At 52.2% G+C, this 23094-nt stretch carries 14 protein-coding genes and 1 pseudogene; 12 read left to right on the top strand and 3 right to left on the bottom strand.

What is annotated here, in order from left to right:
- Positions 1–36: 36 nt before the first annotated feature.
- Entirely contained in the window at positions 37–1137 is a 1101-nt protein-coding gene (locus tag JMJ04_RS24695; protein ID WP_201373084.1) for a MarR family winged helix-turn-helix transcriptional regulator, read from the bottom strand.
- Between the two features lie 259 nt (positions 1138–1396).
- Between JMJ04_RS24695 and JMJ04_RS24690 the strand changes: the two genes are divergently transcribed.
- From JMJ04_RS24690 to JMJ04_RS24660, 6 genes and pseudogenes are all read left to right on the top strand, one after another.
- A complete protein-coding gene (locus JMJ04_RS24690; RefSeq protein WP_236038373.1) occupies positions 1397–1648 on the top strand; it encodes a hypothetical protein in 252 nt (83 codons plus the stop codon).
- A gap of 42 nt (positions 1649–1690) precedes the next feature.
- Positions 1691–3082: a serine hydrolase gene (locus tag JMJ04_RS24685; RefSeq protein WP_201373082.1), complete on the top strand. Its 1392-nt coding sequence runs from the start codon at positions 1691–1693 to the stop codon at positions 3080–3082.
- Positions 3083–3552: 470 nt separating this feature from the next.
- Complete coding sequence (locus JMJ04_RS24680) at positions 3553–4764, top strand: aminotransferase-like domain-containing protein (RefSeq protein ID WP_201373081.1); 1212 nt, start codon at positions 3553–3555, stop codon at positions 4762–4764.
- Positions 4765–4812: 48 nt separating this feature from the next.
- A pseudogene (locus JMJ04_RS48855) lies at positions 4813–6668 on the top strand (FAD-binding oxidoreductase).
- A gap of 37 nt (positions 6669–6705) precedes the next feature.
- A complete protein-coding gene (locus JMJ04_RS24665) occupies positions 6706–10089 on the top strand; it encodes a MupA/Atu3671 family FMN-dependent luciferase-like monooxygenase (RefSeq protein ID WP_201373078.1) in 3384 nt (1127 codons plus the stop codon).
- Between the two features lie 123 nt (positions 10090–10212).
- Positions 10213–10986: a thioesterase II family protein gene (locus JMJ04_RS24660; RefSeq protein ID WP_201373077.1), complete on the top strand. Its 774-nt coding sequence runs from the start codon at positions 10213–10215 to the stop codon at positions 10984–10986.
- A 36-nt stretch (positions 10987–11022) separates the two neighbouring features.
- Here JMJ04_RS24660 and JMJ04_RS24655 read toward each other — a convergent pair whose 3' ends face one another.
- Positions 11023–12726: a serine/threonine-protein kinase gene (locus JMJ04_RS24655; protein ID WP_201373076.1), complete on the bottom strand. Its 1704-nt coding sequence runs from the start codon at positions 12724–12726 to the stop codon at positions 11023–11025.
- A 212-nt stretch (positions 12727–12938) separates the two neighbouring features.
- The gene (locus JMJ04_RS24650; protein ID WP_201373075.1) at positions 12939–13721 is read right to left on the bottom strand and encodes a thioesterase II family protein; all 783 of its coding nucleotides are present in this window, start codon (positions 13719–13721) and stop codon (positions 12939–12941) included.
- A 328-nt stretch (positions 13722–14049) separates the two neighbouring features.
- Here JMJ04_RS24650 and JMJ04_RS24645 point away from each other — a divergent pair, with 328 nt between their 5' ends.
- The 6 genes from JMJ04_RS24645 (at position 14050) to JMJ04_RS24620 (ending at position 23093) form a co-directional block, all read left to right on the top strand.
- Entirely contained in the window at positions 14050–14445 is a 396-nt protein-coding gene (locus JMJ04_RS24645) for a VOC family protein (RefSeq protein ID WP_201373074.1), read from the top strand.
- 29 nt (positions 14446–14474) lie between these two features.
- Positions 14475–14912, top strand: coding sequence for a hypothetical protein (locus tag JMJ04_RS24640; protein WP_201373073.1), 438 nt, complete (start codon positions 14475–14477; stop codon positions 14910–14912).
- 26 nt (positions 14913–14938) lie between these two features.
- Complete coding sequence (locus JMJ04_RS24635) at positions 14939–16198, top strand: HAD-IIIC family phosphatase (RefSeq protein ID WP_201373072.1); 1260 nt, start codon at positions 14939–14941, stop codon at positions 16196–16198.
- Positions 16176–16409 (top strand): acyl carrier protein, encoded by a 234-nt coding sequence (locus JMJ04_RS24630; protein WP_201373071.1) that lies wholly within the window; start codon positions 16176–16178, stop codon positions 16407–16409. Before JMJ04_RS24635 ends, JMJ04_RS24630 begins: the two co-directional genes overlap by 23 nt.
- Before the next feature lie 76 nt (positions 16410–16485).
- The gene (locus tag JMJ04_RS24625) at positions 16486–17853 is read left to right on the top strand and encodes an MFS transporter (protein ID WP_201373070.1); all 1368 of its coding nucleotides are present in this window, start codon (positions 16486–16488) and stop codon (positions 17851–17853) included.
- An 80-nt stretch (positions 17854–17933) separates the two neighbouring features.
- Complete coding sequence (locus tag JMJ04_RS24620) at positions 17934–23093, top strand: non-ribosomal peptide synthetase (RefSeq protein ID WP_201373069.1); 5160 nt, start codon at positions 17934–17936, stop codon at positions 23091–23093.
- Position 23094: the final 1 nt, after the last annotated feature.

Genomic DNA, 23094 nt, shown 5'->3' with positions numbered 1-23094 from the left:
GGAAACATACAAGCATGTCGGAAGCCAGATCTGTCGTCAGCCAGAGGTGATGGTGACTCTGTTGGCGTAGCTGGTGATTTCGATGTCGTAGCATGGGGCAGTCGGATCAAAACCAGGACTTTGCAGTTGCGAGACGTTGCCCGCAACGCTGAAGGTTTGATTGTCGAAGGCTAGCTCGGAGGCCCAGCCCTTGAAGTTGATGCGGATGGCGACGCCCGCGGGGCGGTGCACAGTAATCTCTGACGCTCCTCCTGCGAGCCGTATAGGAACCATGCTGGAGGGCGTGGGGAGATCCAGACGGATCGTATTAAATCCTCCTTTGACTTCCAGCCCGGCGAGATTAAGCCCGCCCAGTTCGGCGACAGCCTCTGCTGCTCCGCCCTGGATCGCGATCCGCCACGGGATGGCGACGCTGAGCGCGACCACCGCCTGGCCCTGCTTCTCGCCCAGGCCCAGCAGGCGCCGTGGATAGCGGATGTTGACCACCCCATCTTTCGCTTTCACGCCCGGTATCGGTCCCTCGAAGCGGGCCTGGTAAAGCTCCGCCATTTCCTCGTCCGTGCGCACAGTCAGCCGGGAGATTCCGCAGGAGACGACGAGCCGGCCACTCTCCTGGCCTTCCAGCGGCGCGGAGAAGATCTCCCCTTCGCCCGCTGGCGCCTCCTGTTGCAACTGAGCAAGTTCTTTCCTGGATCGCGCGTTGCTATATTTGAGAAACTCCAGGAGGAAAGCGAGCTGCTCATCGTCATAGCGCGACGCCACCTCACCCCACGTCTTCTCAACGGAATCCAGAATCGAGCGAACCTTGCTCATTTCATCCTTGCCCCTTTCGAGGCGGACTATGACCTTGCGGCCATCGTTGGGATCGCGTTCCCGGCGCACAAGCCCGGCTTTCTCCAATCGGTCGAGTATTCTGGTGATCGCCCCGGTCGTCAGTCCCGTGAGATCGGCAAGTTGCCCAGCAGTCGCCGGGCCGATGAGATCAAGGATATCGAGCACCTGCATATCCGTAACGGCTATCCCGATTCGCGTTGCTGCCACCCGAAAGAAGGAGGCGTTGATTTCAGTGAATTGCCGGATCTCCCGCGAAAACTCCTCACGGGTGTTCGCGCGTTCATCCTGAGAAAAGCTTGACAAGGCTCGTCCCTCCATCCTACAATATATTTACCTTACATTATCAGATAAATATTTTATATTCATCTGATAATGTAAGGTTAGATTCTAAATATTCGCTGATATGAGCAGCGAATATAGTATAGCATGGCGAGGGCCAGGTGTCACGATGAGGCGAAGCAGGGCGAACGTGCCTGCTCCTTCTGCGACATGTCGTGCCCGGCGACATCAGACTATTCCACGTTTTATTATTAAAATTTGAGGAGGACAAAGGATGCACGTAATGGCTGTTTCCACAATCGCTGACAACGACAAGTTCTGGGGTTCGCTGAAGAAGGCGTACGGCCAGCTGCCCAAGGGGGCCAGGTGGACCCTGGCAGTGGGGAGCATCGATGGGACTAAGGCGGTGAACGTTATCGTTCATGACTCGATCGACAGCGTCAAGAGCTTCTTCGAGGAGCACGCCGGTCCCTTTGGCACGACAGAGTACTTCGAGGCCGACGCCGCTAACGCGGTTGGCCTCCCGAAGAAGTAGCTGTCGACACCAGCACAAGACTGAGATAAGGAGAGGCCCTCAATGACAAAAGGGATAGATCCAACGCAAATTCAAGCTCGGGTTTCCGAGCTCCTTTCGGAATACGGGATCCCGAGTGCTGCGATCGGTGTGCTTCATGACGGAGAGATCACCGACTTCGCCGCCGGTGTCAAGAACCTGTCAACTGAGGAATCCGCAACGACCGACACCATCTACCAGTGTGGCTCCATGACCAAGACATGGACTGCCCTCGCCTTCATGCAACTCGTCGACGAAGGGAAAGTCGGCCTGGACGAACCGGTGCGGACCTACCTTCCCGGTTTCAAGGTCGCCGACCCCGAGGTCAGCGCCAAAGTCACGCCCCGTCATCTCCTGAACCACACGAACGGTATCGAGGAGGACTACGGTTATCCCGGCGAAGACGATGATGTCTATGAGCGTATGGTCGACAACATCGCCAGTGCACCTCAAGTTCAGCCTTTGGGCTACACCCATGGATACAGCGCAGCCCTGGGCTACGCGATCCTCGCACGCATCATGGAGGTGATTGACGGCAAGCGGTGGGACGACATCATGAAGGATCGTCTCTTCGATCCCCTGGAATTGACCAGCACGAGCAGTTGGCGTGAGCAAGTGGACCAGGATCGGGCTGCGACGGGGCATTTGATCCGGTCCCTTGAAGAGGGACCCATTGTTTCGCCACTGGGTTACCTGCCGCGTGCTTTCGGCCCTGGAGGCAACATCACCTCGACAGCTCGGGAAGTGCTCGCGATGGCACACGTCTTCCTCAACGGAGGCAAAGCGCCAAACGGAACGCGAATTGTCTCAGCCAAAATCATGCGCGAGATGATGGAGTCTCGTGTTCCCATACCTGACCCATACATGTTTGGGCCGTACTGGGCGCTGGGTCTCATTGTGTGTAATTGGCACGGCGAGACAGTCTACGCGACCGACGGCAGCACCGTTGGTCAGAACGCGCGTCTGCGAATTCTGCCGGATTCGAACATCGCGATCTCGATGCTGACCAACGGAGGACCGCGAGAGAGCTTCTACAAAAAGGTGTTCAATGAAATCCTGGCCGACCTTGGAGCAGCCACGATCCCAGACTTGCCGAAACCCGATCCGACGCTTTCGCTCGACTTATCCAGGTATGAAGGTGCTTACGAGCGGCCTGGTGTCCGTTACGAAGTAGAAGCCGAAGGCGGGAAGCTCTACCTGACATTCATCCTCAATTCTCTGCAGGCACAAATTCTCGATAAACCAGAACGCATCAAATACGAGCTGCTTCCGATAAGCGAGACGCACTTCTTAATGCCTTCGGACGATCCGCTTGAGGACACACAGACCGTCGCGATCTACGACTTCAAGAACGGAGTCGCGCAGTACCTTCACACCAATTGTCGTGTCAATCCAAGAGTTATAAAGGATGTATGAGTCAACCTTCTTGACACATACCTGACCTACCCATTGGGCTAAAAACCCTTGTCAGGACAACATAAACCGTGTAAGGTGCTTATAGGGGAATATCCAAGTTTTGCATCGAAATCCGGTAAGTTGCCCTGACAGAGGGAGCTATGCTCAAACGGAGATTGGCATCATTGAAGGTAGTGTCTGAACCGCAATTATTATTGACCTGTTTTTGTAGTTCCTCTTGAGCATGGATGTACTGTCTATGCACCTCTAATATGGCTGCTATACTTGAGCAACAAGTGTAATAAAAAGTTCGTAAATTGAATTACAATCTTGTATAATATGTTTGTGGATGTAGAGCCTTGCTAATAACAGTTATTTCTTGCCTTCCCGTTACTCGCTTAACCGCATCATTCACCTTATTTATAGATCCTTTCAGCATAACAAGAGAGGCTGAAAAGGTCTTTTATGTATTCTTTTTAGAAAGGATAAGAATGATGAGTGATAAACACTCATTGATATCTGATTATCGACTGGCTGAGTGGACGAAAGGGATCGCGCCAAGCGTTTTGCAGGAGGCCGGATTGCAGGCACAACGGTCAGATAGTATCTCTTTTGCTCTTGGCATGCCTGCTCCAGAATTATTTCCCGCCGAAACATACACGCAAGCGCTCGCGCACGCTTTACGAGAGCGCCAGGTAACGGAATATGGACTTCCGGACAGCGCTTTGAAGCAGCAGATTGCCCACATGATGAGAGGGCGAGGGTGTGACGTTCAGGAAGATCTCATCTTTGTGACTGCGGGAGCGCAACAAGGAATGAGCTTACTTGCCTCGCTATTCCTTGATCACGAGCGGCAGATTATGGTCGAGGAGTATACCTACGCGGGTATTTACCAGGTTGTTGCACCCTGGCAGCCAGAAATACTCACAGTCCCAATAGATACCGAAACCGGATTGGATGTGGATGCGCTTGAGCAGCAACTACGGGAAGGGGCACGACCAGCGTTTATCTATACAATTCCTCAGGGGCATAACCCGGTGTCAGTGACCCTGAGCCTGGAAAAGCGCTACAGGTTGATTGAGTTAGCACGTAGGTATCAGATACCTATAATCGAAGATGATGCATATGGCTTCTTGTCGTATGCTGATGAACAACTGCCAACATTATATAGTCTGGATAAAGATTGGGTATTTTACGTTGGCTCTTTCTCCAAAATCCTCGCTCCAGGGTTACGCGTAGGGTGGCTAGTGGCCCCAACTCAGTTTCAGCATCTGCTCTGGGCAGCGAAAAACGCCCAGGATCTTCAAACGTCGAGCACCACCCAGTATGCTCTGGCTGCTTATCTCAAAAACACATCCTTTGATGACTACCTGGCGCTCTTGAGAACTACCTATCGTGAGCGCCGAGACACAATGCTTGAGGCTCTGCGTGCTCATTTTCCGTCTTCCGCATGCTGGCATACACCCCAAACAGGTATTTTTATCTGGGTTGAGATGGCGGAAGTATATGATATAGCCTCTTTAGCACGACGCGCGCTTCTTGAAGAGGGGGTTGCGTTCATTCCAGGAAGAGCATTTCTTTCAGCCTCACAAGCAGCCAGAAGAGATCGATATATGCGTTTGAACTTCTCTCATACAAATTGCGAAAACATTCAAGAAGGCATACGGCGTCTCGGAAGCCTGATCAAAAGAATAGGCCAGTAAACGAAATGAAAAGGGTGTTCTAGCTCTATCTGGTTAGAAAGGTTTTTGATGGGGATTCATCCTGAATTTATGCAGATGTTACGTCTTGCTTTGCCTGAAGAGGCTTTCTCTCTCAAGCGCGAAGATCTCCAGAACAGCGCTCGTGACTTCTGGTCGCAACAGAGTGAACCGGGTGCTGTTGTGCGTGCTACCCATATCGAGCACGTTATCAAGACATTGCAATATGCTTCAGCATACAAGGTGCCTGTGATACCACGTGCAGCAGGAACGAATATTTGCCAGGGATTCCACTCCTCTTCTGAGTCCGTGATGCTAGATATGCGGCAATTTAAGCGTATCAAGCAGATCGACGTGGAGCAAAGGCGAGCTATTGTCGAACCTGGCGTTATTAATGGCGTGCTCCAAACTCAACTAAAGCCATATGGCCTGTTCTTTGCTCCTGATCCAGCCTCTGCGCAAATTTCAACAATTGGCGGAAATATCGCTACAAATGCTGGTGGTCCACATTGCTTAAAATACGGAGTGACGACTCACCATGTACAGGAAGTTACTGCCGTATTAGCGAATGGATCAGTGGTGCGTCTGAATGCAGATGATGTAGGACCAGATCTCCGAGGCCTCCTTATCGGTTCGGAAGGTACGTTGGGAGTCATCACGGAGGCTGTGCTCAAGCTCTCTTCCTTGCCTGAGACTACCCATACTCTGCTTGCCGTATTTGATAGAGCCGAACTGGCCACTCATGCTGTGTCAGCTATGATTCGTGCCGGGATCATCCCCACCGCTTTAGAGTTCTTTGACAATAAGGCTGCCAGGCTCTTTGAGAGCGTTCGCCCCTCAGGATATCCATTGGATGCGGAAGCATTGTTGCTTATCGATGTCACTGGTACTGATGATGAAGTGCAGGTTGATTGTGCCCTCATAGAGAAGTTACTACGCGGCCAGGCACGAGAGCTACGCCGAGCCCAGACCGAGGAGGAGCGGGCTTTTTTGTGGCAGGGACGGATCTTTGGCGCACAGGTTCTGCTCACGACTGGGCGTGGCTTCTATATCGCGGATACAACTGTGCCTCGCCATCGTATACATGATATGTTGTATGCCGCACACGAAATTGCGGATACTCATCAACTGGAATTAATTACTACTGGCCATGCTGGCGATGGTAATATTCATCCTGTTTTCCTCTTTGACAAGCACGATCCTTTGCACATCGAGGCTGTGCGCAAGGTATGCGATGAACTTGTGCTGGCAGCCCTGGGTATGGGGGAACATTGACAGGAGAGCATGGAATTGGTGGCGAGAAACGCAAGCATATGCATCTACGCTTCTCAAAAAGTGAACTTGCTGCTCAGCGAGTGCTGAAAGCCGCGTTTGATCCAGCCCATATTTTGAATCCGGGTATTCTACTTCCCGATCCGTATGTCGATGAGCCAGCGCTGCCAGGCTTCCAGCAACGTGTACTTGAAGCTGTCTCAGCTTGTACTTCCCAGGCAGCGGCTTTCCATGCCAGAACGCCCCCCACAGCCCTTCAAGGAGCACAAGCGGACCCTGGTATACAGATCAACGTAGAAAATCTGACCATAACGGCTTTGGCTCATGTTCCTGTCTCTCTTTTGCGAGCATCCCTTAGCGCGCAAGGGCTCTCTTCTGACCTGCTTTTACCTGGATATGAAGACCAGACACTTTCTCAACTTCTACAAGAGGATAGTACGCGCCCGGCGATCCTTGAGCATCTGCTGGCAATCAAGGCTACATTACCAGATGATGTTTCTGTTCGCTTTGGAAGTGAGAATGTCAAGGATGTAGCGGGCTATGACATGAAGCATCTCTTCGTTGGAAGTGGTGATCACTTTGGCTGTGTACAAGAGGTGACTCTGAAGGTGTCTCCATTACCCCATCGGGCATAGCTACCTACACAAGCATTTCTGGTAAGGAGAGAATGCGTTGAATAGATGTGAAGGCCTACCTCCAGGTTTTGAGATGATAGATACTCTCATTGATTTGCTCACATGGAGGGCTCAGCAACACCCTGAGAAGCTGGCATATACATTTCTTGTGGATGGTGAAGAGGAAGCTGTATCCCTTTCATATGAAGACCTCTATCGCCAGGCGAGAGCTATAGGAGGATGGCTGCAAGAGCGGATGACTCCAGGTGATAGAGTGCTTTTGATGCAGCCCTTTGGATTGGAATACATTACCTGTTTCTGGGGATGCCTGTTGGCGGGAGGTATTGTTGTTCCAGCCTATCCACCTTCGCCTAACCGGCCAACGCCGCGTATCGATGCTATCCTTCATGATGCGCAGGTAACGGTGATCTGTACGTCAGTGTCAATGCAAGCCGCGATGGAGAAACACTCCGCTGTTGTTGCGGAAGGTCAGGTATTTCACTGGTTTACTCATGACCTCCTGACGCCTGAACTGTATGAGCGCTGGCAAGCGCCCATTGTGACGTCTGACTCATTGGCGCTTCTGCAATATACTTCTGGCTCTACCGCGGTGCCAAAGGGCGTGATGGTGACGCATGGAAACCTGCTCCATAACTCATTACAGATCTATCGCATATTAGAGCATGACGCGGACAGCCATATCGTCAGCTGGCTCCCTTTCTTTCATGATATGGGCCTGTTATTAGGTTTAATGCAACCAGTCTTTGCTGATGTGCCAGTGACACTCCTCTCAGCTACAGCCTTTTTGCAGCGACCTGTGAGGTGGCTACAGGCGCTATCGCGCACAAAGGCATCGGTCAGCGCTGCTCCGAATTTTGCGTATGAGCTATGTGCCCAGAAAGTGCTTCCTGAGCAACAGGAAGGTCTGGATCTCAGTAACTTGAAATCGGCTGTGAATGGCTCTGAGCCTGTTCGCTATCAGACATTGAAGCGTTTTGCTTCCGCCTTTGCCTCCTCGGGTCTGCGCTGGGAGCACATGAGGCCTGGATATGGTATGGCGGAGAATACCCTGGTAGCCACGATGGGTAAGAAGGAAACTGAGCCACTTGTGCTTGCGTTTAAGGATGAGGCGTTACAATTGCATCAGGCACTGAAAGTGGCTCCTGGCGAAGACGGAGCGCGCTTACTGGTGAGTTGTGGCTATCCACGAGCAGATCAGCAACTGCTGATTGTGAACCCAGAAAACCTCGTTCCGTGTACAGAGGGACAGATCGGTGAGATCTGGCTGGCAGGGCCAAGTACCGCCAAAGGCTACTGGCATAAGCCCGATGAGACCCGGCAGACCTTTCAAGCGTACCATACCTCTTCTCAGGAATGGGGAGATGGTCCCTGGCTACGCACTGGTGATCTGGGCTTTCTTGAACAGGGGGAATTATTCATCACTGGTCGCCTGAAAGATATGATTATTATCAATGGGCGTAATTACTATCCTCAGGATATCGAGCAGAGTGTCGTAGAGAGTCATCCGGCGGCTCGTCAGGATTGTACTGTCGCCTTCTCTCTCGATGTAGAAAATGAGGAGAAGCTTATCATTGTGCAGGAGGTCGAACGGGCGTATCGACATACAGATTTGCGAGAAGTGATCGCTGCGATGCGCCATGCTTTATCCGAGCATTATGATCTTCATGCCTATGCGATTATCCTAATTAAGCCTGCAAGTATGCCTAAAACGACCAGCGGCAAGGTACAGCGCCGGGGATGTCGCAATGCCTTACTCTCCCAGGAATTGGCGATTCTCCATGCTGATATTCCCTCTCCCCTGGCATCGCAGATTTCTCAGCACACGCAGAATGCTTCCATTCCCCAGAAGCAACATGCTCCTGAAGCAGTTCAGGTCGTTGCGCGAGATAGTGATGGCATTGCTGAGAGCGCTTCTCGGCAACCTATGAAGGATATGCAGTTTAGTCTGCTCTATTTCTCTAGCAACGAGGAGACGAGCGATGATGACAAGTATCACCTCTTAGTAGAGGGAACGAGATTTGCGGATCGCAATGGTTTTACTGCGGTATGGCTACCGGAGCGGCACTTTCACCCATTTGGCGGCCTCTACCCCAATCCCTCAGTGCTGGCATCGGCTCTGGCTATGATTACACAGAACATTCGCCTGCGTGCTGGGAGCGTCGTCTTGCCGCTGCATCATCCGTTACGCGTGGTCGAAGAATGGTCTGTTGTAGATAATCTCTCTCAAGGCAGGGTTGACCTGGCCTTTGCGACGGGCTGGAATGTCAACGATTTTGTACTGGCCCCGACACATTATGCCGAGCGCAAAGAGGAGACGCTAGCGAGTATAAGGGTCGTACAGGAGCTCTGGGAAGGGAAATCACTCTCATTCCCTAATGGGAAGCAGCAGGCGACTCCGACGCGTGTGTATCCTCTTCCCAGGCAAAAGACGCTTGTTCCCTGGCTTACATGCACAGGGAGCCTCGAACGTTTTAAAGAAGCGGGTGCTATGGGGCTGAATGTGCTGACTGGCTTGCTTTTCCAGAGCGTAGAGGAACTGGGAGAGAAGATCACGGCGTATCGCATGGCGCGTGCCCAGCATGGCTATGACCCTGAAACAGGCCATGTGACTCTGATGATGCATACCTTTATCCACGATAGCCTCGATATTGTGCGTGAAAAAGTGCGCGCACCATTTACAGCTTACCTTGAATCTTCGGTCAACCTGTGGAGGCATGGGAAGCAGAAGCTTGATCAGTTGACGGTAGCCGAACGCGAAAAACTTCTGGCTTACTCCTTTGAGCGCTACTTCCGCGAAAGCGCCTTATTTGCAACTCCGCAGACAGGCATGGCTTGGGTTGAGCGATTGCAGGCTGTAGGTGTGAATGAAATTGCCTGTTTGCTTGACTTTGGCGTTGACGATGATAGCGTATTGAGTGGTCTATATGCTCTCAATGCCCTACGAAAGCGTTGCCAGGCTCAATCCACCGCGAAAGGGTCCACACCATTAATTACAGGTTCAGCCCTAACCTCAGAGAAGAAGCCTCCTCTTTCTCTACCTGATCGTGAAGTGGATATTCTAGGATCGCAGGTAACACGTGAGGGAGAACTAATTGGCGCAAGTGGGGTCCCTTTTCAGCTGAAAGAGATCGTTGAACAGGTACAGACAGCTTCAAAAGCGCAGCGATTGGCTTTGATCAGGCAATATCTGCTGCTACAGCTTGCGCTCTTATTGCGAAAGCCTTTGGCAGAAATAGAGCATGTAAAAGATTTGAAAGATCTTGGAATGGACTCATTGATGGTGGTGGATATCATTGGTCATTGTCAGAATGATTTTCATGTCTCGCTGGACCCGGTGCAGTTTTACGAGAGGAGCATTCTAGACAAGCTCACGGAATATATTGTAGTGGAAATTGACCGTGTGCATGTACATATATCTTAGTGTTCTATTAAAGCTTTATTGAAAAGGAAAAGTGGGGAGTGCAGAGGGGCATCAGCCCCTCCGCGTCCCTTTCCCCTTGTGATTGAACCTGTAAGCAAAGCGCAAGAAGTTAAAGAGTTAAAGATGAACTATTCACGCGTAGCCGACCAGTGGTTCTCGCCTATACAGGTGACGCCCCAAACGAGCTGTGTATTATTCTGCTTTCCTTATGCTGGAGGCGGGACGGGAATCTTTCGTCATTGGCCTGATTTTCTGTCATCAGACATACTTGCCCGTCCAATCCAGTTCCCGGGACGAGAAGCAAGAATACACGAAGCTCCATACACCCATGTGTTACCTCTTGTTGAAGCTATTGCTGAAGCGATAGCCGCTCAGTGTCGCGTTCCATTTGCCTTTTTTGGGCATAGCATGGGCGCCTTTCTGAGCTTTGAGGTTGCGAATTATTTACATCTGCATTATCAACGTGAACCAGTTCACTTGTTTGTATCGGCGCAACGTGCCCCCCATCTCCCACCGAAGATTCCCTATCCCTCCTCCACACTGTCGGATGCTGATCTCGTTGATGTGTTGCGGCAAGTGGGTGGAATACCGGCATCTCTCTTCTCAAATGCATTGCTTATGCGTTTTCTGCTTCCTTCTATACGAGCTGATCTTGCTGTCTGCTCTGATTACCAATATAAGGAAGGCTTGCCATTGAACTGCCCTATTTCAGTGTTTGGTGGGGAAGATGATCACCAGGCGAATTTCTCAGATCTGGAGGCGTGGAAGAGATATACTCTGGGTTCGTTTGGTATGCAGATGTGGAAGGGAGGGCATTTCTTTTTGCAGCAAGAGCAGGAAAGGCTCGTCGCGACCATACAGACGGCCATCTTACATAGCCTTTCACGCTCAAAGTGATGATAACCAGTAATGCCTAAAGCAGGACAAAATCGACTAATAGCGCCTGAGATTTTGAAGTATGAACGCCTTGTTTGCATGTGCTTTTGTGTTGTGAGGATTGAGCTGTAGTGCCTGCTCGCAGGCATGAAGGGCTTCCTGGTATCTACCCATCTTCATGAGCGCCACGCTTGCATTGTTGTGTGCCCATGCATCCTGAGCATCAAGTTGAAGTGCCTGATTACAAGCAACCAGGGCTTCCTGATATCGTCCCAATTCAATGAGAGCCCAACCTTTGGTAACATAGGGCAGGCCTGAAGAGGGATCAAGCCGGATGGCTTGCTCACAAGCTTCAAGAGCTTGCTGGTATCTGCCCAAATTTGCGAGAGCCACACCTGCATTGTTGTGTATTAGAGCGTTATGAGAGTCATACACAAGCCCTTGATTACAGGTATCAAGGGCTTGTTGGTATCTGCCCAATTCAATGAGAACTCGACTTTTATTGATATAGGTTTTGGGGAAGGAAGGGTCAAACTGAAGTGCCCGTTCGCAGGCTTCAAGGGCTTGCTGGTGTCTGCCTAACTGCATGAGGGCTTCGCTTGCATTATAGTGAGCCAGGGAAATACGAGAATCGCGCTGAAGCGCTTGATCGCAGGCTTCAAGGGCCTCCTGATATCTTTTCAATCCACAGAGAGCACTGGCTCGGTTCACATAAAGCAAAGCAGAGGAGGGGTCAAAGCGCAACGCCTGCTCACATATAGCCAATGCTTCCTGATATTGCTTCACTTCAATGAGAGCCTTGCTTTGGTTAAGATAATAATCCGTAGTTTGCTGAAGCGGCTGTGATACTATTGGTGTTATGATATCGCTGCTTTTCACAGAAGTGTAAGCTCTTCCAGGAAGCGTGTTTGAGATTTCTTGATTCGCAAGCTGCATTCCTGGCTGCTTCACATTTTTTATCGCTTTTTCGCACATATCTGCGAATTCCTGAATCTGCCCGTAGCGGTCTTTGGGGTCTTTCGCTAGCGCTTTCAAGACAACCTGTTCCAGTTCGACTGGCAGGTCTGATACTTTGTTACGCAGGGGAGGCGCTGGTATTGCCAGATGTTGCGCGATCATTTCCATGGAAGAGCCCTGGAAGGGGAGCTCTCCCGTTAGCCACTGATAGATTGTTACAGCTAAGGCATACTGATCGCTCTCTATGCGTGGTTTCCCTTTGATCTGCTCTGGTGGCATGTAGGCCAGGGTGCCCATTAATGTTTGCGTACTCATAGAGGAGGTGGAGTGGGCAATCGTGGCAATGCCAAAATCACTGAGCAGAATATCTCCCCAACTCCCAATGAGCATATTCTCTGGCTTGATGTCGCGATGGATGATCTTACGATCATGGGCAAATTGCAGTGCGCTGGCGATCTGCGTTATATAATCAACAGCCAGCGATGGAGTCAATCGGGTACCTCTGGGATGCTTGTGTCTCAGTGTACCATTAGGGGCGTAATCCAGCACAAGAAATGGAATACCCGCTTGTACCTCAAAATCCAATACCCGGATGATATGTGGATGCGAGAGAGCAGCAATGGTCTGTGCCTCCTGCTGGAAGGCGCGAGTCTCATCTTCCGAAAGGCTGGTATGTAAGATCTTTACAGCCGCTTTCATTCCTAACCGCACATGCTCTCCCAAATACACTTCGGCAAAGCCTCCTTTTCCAAGCAACTGCGTTAATCGATAGTTGCCTAATTGCTGTCCAATATAGTCCGCCATCCGTCAATGTCCTACTTTCTCCTGGCGCCCTCAGATTTAGCGCCCTAATTGCAGCTGGATATGCTGATTATCAACTACTGGCAAACAACGCAAGTTGTCGGAAGAAGACAATGGCTATTCCTCTAGACTCCTTTCGCGGAGCAGATTTATAGTGCCATCATTAGTTGTCTCATGCAAGCTTTACGACTTATGCACAAATAAGCTAGTAATAGCTATGGCGATACTGGAGGCTCCAGTTTAATCTGTGCCAGATCCCTGGTCAATCTTTGAAGGAGCTGGGAGCGTGCTGTCTGCAGAAAGAAGTGATCACCGGGAAAGGTCTGGGTGGCACAGGGACCACTTGTCATTGCAGACCAGCTCACAAGCTCTTCGGGCAGAACGGCCTTGTCACCGGCGCCGCTGAAGGCCACAATAGGACAACGCAGCAACTCTCCGGGTGTGTATGTATAGGTCTCGCAGACGGTGAAGTCTGCCCGTAGAAGTGGGAGTACAAGGTGCATGACATCCGGATTCTGTAGTACCTCTTCACGCGTGCCATTGCGCTGGCGCAGCTCAGCTGCGAACTCGGCGTCAGAAAGTCTGTGCGCAGGCGTAAAACGGTCAGGCATCTGTGGGGCACGATGACCAGAGACAAAGAGAATGGTTGGTTGGAGATGCTGCTCGGCCTGGAGTTGACGGCTAAGTTCAAAAGCTACGAGCGCCCCCAGACAATGGCCAAAGAAAGCAAAAGGTTTGTCGAGGTAGGGCAATAGTGCCTGTTTGGTTGCATGGACGAGTGGCATTATATGTGTGTATGGGTCCTCGCGGAGACGCCGCTCTCGTCCTGGGAACTGGATCGGGCGCAGGTCAACCTCAAGAGGTAGCTCCCGTGACCAACTCCTGAACATAGAGGCCCCACCTCCTGCATAGGGAAAACAGAACAGGCGAAGGGGGGCTTGTGGATGGACACTTGGCCAGGGGAGCCAGGGATTGGCCTTTGTTGTATCAATCACCATTTTATCCTTGCTGTATGCATGATGTTGCGGGTCCGCGAAATGGACCAGGTTGTTTTGGCATAATGATACCTTGTATTGCCTGTTAATACTAATGGGTATAGATGTTGAAATATTTGCTTTTGCAACAACTACTAGATCTATTAAATTTTCTGGTTAAAGACAGATCTAGTAATTTGAATAGTCTGAATACTGAGTTCTCCAATCTATTGACAGCTTGATTGCTCTTCAATATAATACTACATTATGTCAAGGAAGCACCGGTTGATTGCTTTATTGTAATCTATTACAGTATATGAAAACAGACAAGGAGCCACTCGAAAGGATACGCATGAGATTGCATCATGTAGGTATTGTTGTCGATAATATCGATAAGAAGGTGGCGCTCTATCGTCGTGTAGTGCCAGTTGGTTTCCCATCTGAAATCGTCTATGACGAGATACAACAAGTGCGAGTCGCATTTGTGGATGCAGGCAACAACGTCACTTTGGAATTTATTGAGCCCGGTGGTGAGGCGTCGCCAGTGATACGGGCCTTGCGGCAGGGTGTGAATCTTCATCATCTTTGCTATGAGGTGCAGGATCTTGGACAGGCCGTTGCGCAGGCACGTGAAGCTGGTGCTCTTGTCGTGTGTGAACCGGTTCCGGCCCGTGCCTTTGAGGGAAGACGTATCGCATTTGTGTATTCGGCAGTGGGGGGCCTCACTGAGTTCGTTGAGGCTCTTTGACGTTTTGACAGAAAGAAATCGTGTCCTTTATGAAGATTGCTTTGCTTAGTTCCTTCAATGCAGACCTTCTTTCTCGTTGGCTCGCCAGGTTTTTGCAAGAGGAAAGCCATCTTCAGACAACCTTTTATGTCAGCGGTTATGGGCAATATCAACAGGCGATCCTTGATCCTGAGTCAGAGTTTTACAGGTCGCAACCAGAGATTGTGATACTGCTTCTCGATTGCCAGGATGTCTACTCTGACCTGATTCAGCAGCCGCTTGACTACCCGCTTGAGTTGCGACGAGCGCGAGTCGAACGTGAGCTTGAGAGCTTATGGCACGCTATCGACCTCATAGGTAAACGCCTCCCTGATAGCATCCTCCTGTTGAACACGCTAGTTGCCCCCCTGTCACCTCCCTCGGCCTTCTCGAACATAACTCCCTTTACTCTATACGTGGTGCTATCTCTCAATATAATGCCGGACTGATAGAGTTTGCTCAGCGAGGCCAGCGTATGTACATTGTGGATTGTGAGGCGTTGGCATTGGAGCTAGGCTGGCATGTATGGAACGATGAGCGCATGTGGTTATTAGCACGTATGCGCCTGAGCAGGCGGGCGCTAGAGCATGTGGCGCGTCGTTATTACTTGACCATCCAGGCCATATACGGAAGTCCGAAGAAGGTGCTGGCGTTAGATGCGGATCAGACACTCTGGGGTGGTGTGATTGGTGTGGATGGTGTCGCGGGTATTCAACTGGGGCATGAAGGTATTGGCCTTGCTTATAGACAATTCCAACTGGAGGCGCTGACGCTTTATAAGCGAGGAGTCCTTTTAGCACTCGTGAGTAAGAACAACCTGGCCGATGTGCTTGAAGTGCTGGATACGCATCCAGAGCAGGTGTTGAAGCGCGAGCATTTTGCGGCGCTTCGTGTAAACTGGGATGACAAAGCGAGTAATCTGCGTCAGATCGCGGATGAACTGAACCTGGGACTGGAGAGCTTTGTCTTTGTAGATGATGACAATGTTGAATGCGCCTGGGTAAGAGACCAATTGCCTGAAGTCCTGGTACTAAAGATGCCCGCGGAGCCTGCTGAGATGGTACGTGGCTTGCGCGAATCTGACGCCTTTGCAACATTGAAGATTACCGATGAAGACCTGGTGCGTGGAAGACGTTATCGTGAGCAGCAGCGCCAGCAACAGCAGCATACGGCGAGCACGCTTAAAGCGTTTTATGCCTCGCTAGAGATGCGGGCCGTGATCCAACACGTGACTCCTGCAACGCTGGTGCGAGTTGCGCAACTGACCCAGAAGACAAACCAGTTTAATCTGACGGCACGACGCTATACTGAGGCCGAGGTGAGTGCTTTCGCCAGGGATCCAGGTCATGATGTGTATACTCTTACGCTTTATGACCGCTATGGAGATAATGGTTTGGTAGGGGTCGCCATAGTGCAATGGGAAGGCGAAAGTGCCCGGATCGAGACGTTTCTTCTAAGTTGTCGGGTAATGGGGCGCACAATTGAGACCGCTTTTCTTGCTTCTATCGCTGATGCTGCGTTAGCTCGGGGGATGCGCTATCTGATTGGTGAGTTCTTACCAACCCAGAGGAATGTAGCTGTGCGTGAGCTTTACAAGCTTCATAAGTTTGTATCGCTGGATACTGATGGTTGCCTGTGGCAGCTTGACTTGCACACTACCAGCCTATCGGCGCCCGATTATATAGAGCTAGAACTTCCTGAGGAGATACGTAATGCCGCACCAACAACTGATTAAGACGGCTGCCCAGGTTTTCAGGGTTCCTGAAGAGAGCCTGACATTGGAAACTGGAATGGGCGATATTGAAGCCTGGGATTCGCTGGGTCATCTACGTTTGATGATGGAGATTGAGCAAGAGTTTGCGGTACAGTTCTCCACCGAGCAACTTCGTCAATTGACCAGTCTTTCTGAGATCTGGGAGGCCCTCCCGGAAAAAGAGCGCAATTAAGCAAGCTTTTCCTATCCGATAAGCCTCTATTTATTTTTGCAGTGTCAGTATTTCGTACAGGGAGGTATGTAAATTTATGAGTCAAGCTGCAACTGGCCTAACGCGTTACCCACGTGCGTTACAATCCCGCGCCTTTGCCCTGCTCTGGTTGGGTCAGGCTATTTCTTCGCTTGGGGATGGAACGTTTTATATTGCCCTGGCCTGGCAGGTGCTTGTTTTGACGGGCTCTGGAACCGCCATAGCTGGAGTGCTTGTCGCTGGAACGATTCCACGTATCCTGTTCTTTTTGATCGGTGGCGTGGCCGCTGACCGTTTACCACGTCGCCTGATCTTGCTCTGTTCCGATAGTGCACGCGCTGTTATTGTGCTGGTGGTTGCCTTGCTCAGCTGGATGCATGTACTTCAGGTGTGGCACCTGGTAGGGCTTGCGCTTTTATTTGGAATTGTAGATGGCTTTTTCAATCCAGCTTATCAGGCGATCATCCCGCAACTGGTGGAGAAGGAAGCCCTCTCATCAGCCAATGCCTTAACGGGTATCAGTCAAAAGGTGGGCTTGATCCTTGGGTCAGCAGTGGCGGCTGGCAGTATTACATTATTTACAAGCCCGGCCAGTGCCTTTGCCTTCAATGGCGTAACATTTATCGTTTCGGCGATATGTATTTTGCTATTGCGTCTACCTGCTCAGTCCCAGGCAAGCGCTCTCCCTTCGACCGACCTCAAGCAAGTGGATGAGCCCGCCGGGTTAGAAGGTGTTCCCGCAGCACAGGAAAGCGCAACAGTTGCATCGTCAGATTCAACTACACCCGTAGGGATGATTGGGCATGTACGTAGCCTCTTCAAAGACGCGGGTGAAGGGTTTCGCTACGTCCTCAAATCGCCCTGGTTACGTGTCATTATTCCAATCTCAGCTTTGTGCAACATCGTGATCTCCGGACCCAGCCAGGTCGCAACACCCAAACTTGTGCATGACTTCTACGGCGCAGGTGCGTGGCTCCTGGGAACAATTGTCATGGCGAACTCCATTGGCGCGACTATCGCGATGCTTCTGGTAGGGCAAATTCAATTGCAGAAGCGGCGAGGCTTGCTCATCTTTCTCGGACTCATTGGCCTTAGTGCGGCCATGATCACGTTCGGCCTGCCCTTACCAAAGAGTTGGGAGCCAGTAGTGGTAACGGTGGCGGCTCTCATAGGAGGCGGGTGCCTGGGATTCTTCTCGATTATCTGGATTACCTTACTACAGGAGAAGGTACCTGGCGATAAGTTGGGGCGTGTGAGTAGCATTGATATGCTTGGTTCTTTCGCGCTCTTGCCGATTGGCTATGCCCTGGTTGGCGTGCTGACGGATCTGTTTGGAGCAGCTCCAGTCTTCGTTGTTGGTGGAATCGTGAGCCTGGCCCTATGCCTGATCGCACTTAGTTTTCGTGGTGTGCGCGAATTGCAATAATGCACGCACATCATGAATTGTACGAACTATTGAGAACTATTAAGTTGACCCCATTCCGACCGCTAGAGGGTGGAGAAACCATGCATAGCTTTGATCCAATCATGTCTGAAAGCGCTGCACAAGTGGCTGCTTATAAAGCCATGCGGGAAGATGTTCGCTTCAAAGATACGTGTATCGTGCAATTATTTGAGGCTCAGGCGGAACAAAATCCGACTGCTAGTGCGCTCTGGTACGATGGGCAGGACGTGAGCTACCAGGAGTTGAATGAGCGCGCAAACCAGGTCGCACACCTGCTACGAGCATTGGGAGTTGGTCCAGAGGTGAGAGTGGGCATCTGCCTGGAGCGAACGGTGGAGATGGCGGTTGGATTGCTGGGAGTACTTAAATCTGGCGGAACGTATGTGCCCCTGGATCCGCAATATCCACCAGAGCGCCTGCGGTTTATGGTAGAGGATGCGCAACCACTTGTGCTGGTGACCATGAAGCATTTATGTGATAGGCTTCCCGAGAACAAGACCACAAACGTGTATTTAGACACAGACAGAGCGGGGTTGGAGCAGCAGCATATTACGAACCCGCCAGTTACGGCAACTCCTGCAAATATCGCGTATATCATGTATACCTCTGGCTCTACAGGTCGTCCCAAGGGAGTCATGATTTCACAGCGCGCAATCGCGAATCGACTGCTATGGGCGTACTGCGAGAACCCCTTGCGGCCAGGGGATAGCGTCTTTCAGTTCACCTCATTTGGTTTTGATGCCTCGACCTGGGAGTTCTTTGGCCCCTGGCTGAGTGGGGCGCGTTCGGTGATGGTGGACCCTGCCAGGCAGCTTGATGCCGAGTACCTGGTAGCGCTGATGCATGAGCAGCGTATTACCGCTTCGTTTTTTACCCCCGCCGTTCTCCAGGTATTGGTGGAGATGCCTGGGTTGGAGAACTGCACCAGTCTGCGCGCGATTTATTCAGGCGGCGAAGCGGTGCCAGTCACCTTACCTCCGCGTCTATTGGCGCGAGTGCCAGTCGATTTCTATCAATTTTATGGTCCAACTGAGGCTGCGGTCAGTGTGACATCGTGGAAATATAATGGGGATACGAGCCTGCAAAACCTGCCCATTGGTAAGGCGATGCCCGGGATGGAAACCTATGTGCTCGATGACGCTTTGCAGCCTGTGCCAGCGGGAACGGAGGGTGAGCTCTACTTAGGGGGAGACGAGGGTCTGGCGTATGGGTACTTTCAGCGCCCGGAGCTAACTGCCGAGCGATTTGTGCCTCATCCCTTCAGTAAACGAGATGGCGCGAGGCTCTACCGTACGGGTGATGTAGCGCGCTATTTACCAGATGGCGATCTGGAGTTCCTCGGGCGTGTTGATCACCAGGTGAAAGTGCGAGGTATCCGTATTGAAACCGAGGAGATTGAGGCTGTACTTGGCCGTCTTCCTGGTGTGAGAGATGTCATTGTGAGGATGCGCGAAGATCGGCCTGGTGATAAACGCCTTGTAGCGTACCTTGTCGCCAGGGCGAATAAGGGAGAGATGGTACCTCTGACGACCAATGAGTTGCGACAGGCTCTCCAGGCAGAATTGCCACAAGCAATGGTGCCTGCTGCTTTTGTCTGGCTACAGGAGTTTCCTCTCACACTCAATAAGAAAGTGGATCGGCAGGCCTTACCTGCGCCTCAGTGGGAATACTCGGTAGAACTGCGCGCGGAGCAGATGCCACGTACGCCAACAGAGCAGGCACTCGCCGAGGCCTGGGCGGAGGCATTTGGTATACAACAGGTGAGTCGGGAAGCGAACTTCTTTGAGCTAGGGGGCCATTCGTTGCTGGCGACCCAGTTGATCTCGCGTGTGCGCAATCGCCTGCAAGTGAATCTACCGGTACGTGCACTCTTTGAAGATCCAATATTGGCGGCGCTCGCGGCGCGCATAGAGGCATTGACACGGGATGAAAAGGCAAGCAGCAAACCATTGCTACGTGCTCGGAAGCTGGAGGCTGAGGTCCCCCTTGCCTATGAACAGGAGCAACTCTGGTTTCTGGCACAGTTTGATCCATTAAGCCCTGCCTACAACACAACGTTGCTCTTGCAACTGGAAGGTCCATTACAGGTCAAGGCTCTAGAAGAGAGCCTGAACGCAATTGTTGAGCGCCATGAAAGCCTGCGCACGAGTTTTCATGAACGCGATGGCATTCCCTTTCAAGTTAGTAAGTCGGGGGTCACACTCTCTCTGCCACTGCTTGACCTGTCGGAGTACAGTGAGGCGGAGCAGTGTGCGCACTATGAGCAAAGTTGTCAGCGAGAGGCGAACACTCCCTTCGACTTGAAGCAAGCCCCACTGGTGCGTGTCCAACTGGTACGCTTTGGTCCTGAAAAGCATGTTCTATTGCTGACGGCGCACCACCTCGTCTTTGACGGCCTCTCTCAGGAGATCTTCTTCCGCGAATTAAGGATATTCTACCAGGCCAGGGTGACAGGAACAGGCACACAATTGCCCCCATTGCCTATTCAGTATGCAGATTATGCCCGCTGGCAACGGGAGTGGTTGCAGGGGGAGACGCTGGCGGAAGAACTGGAGTTCTGGCAAAGGGAGGTGGCAGGTGCGCCAACCTTCCTGGATCTTCCGACCGATTCTCCTCGTATACCAGGCTCAAGCTCGCGTGGCGCAACATGTTCATTTGCGTTGCCGCAAGATCTGACGGAACAGTTGAAAGCTTTTACACGCCAGGAAGGCTGCACGCTCTATATGGTGCTGCTGGCAGGGCTGGAAGTTGTGCTGAGTCGTTATAGTCGCCAGCAGGATTTCCTGTTAGGGATGCCAGTGCATACACGCAGGCAGGTTGAAGCCGAGGACCTCATCGGAATGCTGGTCAATACCCTGGTGGTGCGTGCGGATGTGCAAGGCGAGCCCAATGGACGCGAACTGGTGCAACGGGTGCGAGAACGCCTGTTGACGGCTCAGGGACATGCCGAGTTGCCATTGGAGAAGCTGGTTGAGGTGCTCAGGCCCGAGCGCGTGGGGAGCGCGACGCCACTGGTGCAGGTGGCCTTTGCCTGGGAGGAAGCGCCTCCAGAAAGCCAGGAACTGGGACCGGGGCTGCGCTTACACGTTGAGCCATGGGCAAGTCACACGGCCAAGTTTGAGCTTACTGTCCTGGCCTGGGAGACACCGGAAGGGGTACAGGGTTTGCTGGAATACAACACAGCCTTGCACCAGGCGGCAAGCATAACCCGGTTGTGCGAACACTGGTGTGCGGCCCTACGGGGTTTTGTCACAAACCCGGAAAAATCGGTTCAGCAGGTAGCGTTACTCAGTGAGTCGGAGAGGGCGCTCCAGATAGTGGAATGGAACCAGACCGCACAGGCGTTTCCACGAGAACGTTGTGTGCATACTTTTGTCGAAGAGCAGGCGCGGGTGCGTCCTGGCGACATAGCCGTCAGCGACGAGATGGGGGAACTGAGCTATGGAGAACTCAACGAGCGAGCAAACCGTCTGGCGCACTACCTGAGGGAGCAGGGGGTCGGTCCAGAGGTACGGGTAGGGGTCTGCCTCCCTCGCTCGATTGAACTGGTGGTGGCGCTGCTCGCCGTCTTAAAGGCGGGAGGGGCATATGTGCCCCTGGATCCGGGGTATCCGCGTGAACGGTTAGCGTACATGCTCAAGGATTCGGGTGCTTTCCTGGTGCTGAGCAGGAAAGATTTGCAAGCGGATCTGTCAGAAGCAGGAAGCCGCGTGCTTGCTCTGGATGCCTTGGATGCTGTTTTGTCACCCTATCCGGTAACGAATGTGGCAAGTGGGGTAGGAGCAACGAACCTGGCATATGTGATGTATACCTCAGGATCAACAGGCTTGCCCAAGGGTGTCCAGGTGACCCATCGCAATATCGTGGACCTGGTCTATGCTCCAACGTATGTGGCGCTGAGCGCGCAGGATCGGGTAGGGGGAGCATCGAGCGTAGCCTTTGATGCGCTGACCTTTGAGATCTGGGCGACATTGATCCATGGTGCGAGACTGATGTGTCTGAATCAGGAGGCGCTGTTGCAGCCCCAGGTGTTGGCGAGCACCTTGCGCCAGCAAGAGATCACTACGCTCTTTTTGACGGCGGCCCTGGTCAATCAGGTTGTGCAGCAGGAGCCGACAGCCTTTTCCTCATTGCAAACCCTCTTAGTCGGCGGTGAAGCGGTTGAGCCACGCTGGATACGGGTCATGCAAGAAGCGGGCGCACCCGGGCAACTAAGAAATGCATATGGCCCAACAGAATATACCACCTTTGCGCTTTCCTTCCAAATTGAGCGCGTGGGTGAAGAGGACATAACCATCCCAATTGGTCGCCCCATCGGCAATACACGAGCCTACGTACTTGATGCATATCAGCAATTGGTGCCCATTGGGGTGATAGGGGAGCTCTACCTGGGTGGGGAGGGACTGGCCCGAGGGTATCTCAATCAGCCAGTGTTGACCGCTGAGCGGTTTGTGCCTGATCCGTTCAGCGAGGAGGAAGGGGCGCGGTTGTACCGGACGGGGGACCTGGTGAGAGCGCGAGCGGATGGAACGGTGGAGTTTGTTGGGCGAGAGGATGGGCAGGTCAAGCTGAGAGGCTATCGTATTGAGACGGGAGAGATTGAGAGCCAGTTGCTCAAGCATCCGGCAGTGCGTTCGGCAACAGTGATCCTGCGCGAGGATCGACCAGGGGAGAAGCGTCTCGTTGCTTACTTGCTGAGGCAGAGCGAGGAGACCCCAACGGCGGAAGCATTGCGAGCGTATACACGTGAGCGCTTACCGGAGTACATGGTGCCAGCAGCCTTTGCCTGGTTGGAGGCGTTGCCATTGACGCCCAATGGGAAGGTGGATAAACGGGCTTTGCCGCAGCCCCAGTGGGGTGAGGTGGGGATGCTGAGTGAAGAGCAAATGCCTCATACCGATTTAGAGAAGGCGCTGGCGGCCATCTGGGCAGAGGTTCTGGAGATACCGCGTATAAGCCGGAATGCGAGCTTCTTTGACTTGGGAGGGCACTCTTTGCTAGCAATCCAGTGCATCTCGCGTGTGCGGAGCCGTCTGAGGTTGGAGGTTCCAGTTCGTGTGCTCTTTGAAGTGCCAACCCTGGCGGATTTTGCGGCAATCTTGCCAAGATATGAGCAGGTACCAGGCCTAGCAAACGCAAGTGCGCGCCTGTTGCTACGAATTAGCAAGATGTCAGCTGAGGAGCTAGAGGTACAACTGAAAGCAAAGAGAAGAGTGGAATAAG

The sequence above is a fragment of the Ktedonobacter robiniae genome, from assembly GCF_016587375.1.
In the GTDB taxonomy this organism is placed as follows: Bacteria; Chloroflexota; Ktedonobacteria; order Ktedonobacterales; family Ktedonobacteraceae; genus Ktedonobacter; species Ktedonobacter robiniae.
Note: the sequence above shows the minus strand (reverse complement) of the source record. Positions and strands in the feature narration are given on the sequence as shown.

Bases quoted from the DNA above. Each gene is read 5' to 3' on its own strand.
- JMJ04_RS24690 (WP_236038373.1), top strand. From the start codon at position 1,397: ATGGCTGTTTCCACAATCGCTGACAACGACAAGTTCTGGGGTTCGCTG.
- JMJ04_RS24685 (WP_201373082.1), top strand. From the start codon at position 1,691: ATGACAAAAGGGATAGATCCAACGCAAATTCAAGCTCGGGTTTCCGAG.
- JMJ04_RS24680 (WP_201373081.1), top strand. From the start codon at position 3,553: ATGATGAGTGATAAACACTCATTGATATCTGATTATCGACTGGCTGAG.
- JMJ04_RS24660 (WP_201373077.1), top strand. From the start codon at position 10,213: ATGAACTATTCACGCGTAGCCGACCAGTGGTTCTCGCCTATACAGGTG.
- JMJ04_RS24655 (WP_201373076.1), bottom strand. From the start codon at position 12,726: ATGGCGGACTATATTGGACAGCAATTAGGCAACTATCGATTAACGCAG.
- JMJ04_RS24650 (WP_201373075.1), bottom strand. From the start codon at position 13,721: ATGGTGATTGATACAACAAAGGCCAATCCCTGGCTCCCCTGGCCAAGT.
- JMJ04_RS24645 (WP_201373074.1), top strand. From the start codon at position 14,050: ATGAGATTGCATCATGTAGGTATTGTTGTCGATAATATCGATAAGAAG.
- JMJ04_RS24640 (WP_201373073.1), top strand. From the start codon at position 14,475: ATGAAGATTGCTTTGCTTAGTTCCTTCAATGCAGACCTTCTTTCTCGT.
- JMJ04_RS24635 (WP_201373072.1), top strand. From the start codon at position 14,939: ATGTACATTGTGGATTGTGAGGCGTTGGCATTGGAGCTAGGCTGGCAT.
- JMJ04_RS24630 (WP_201373071.1), top strand. From the start codon at position 16,176: ATGCCGCACCAACAACTGATTAAGACGGCTGCCCAGGTTTTCAGGGTT.
- JMJ04_RS24625 (WP_201373070.1), top strand. From the start codon at position 16,486: ATGAGTCAAGCTGCAACTGGCCTAACGCGTTACCCACGTGCGTTACAA.
- JMJ04_RS24620 (WP_201373069.1), top strand. From the start codon at position 17,934: ATGCATAGCTTTGATCCAATCATGTCTGAAAGCGCTGCACAAGTGGCT.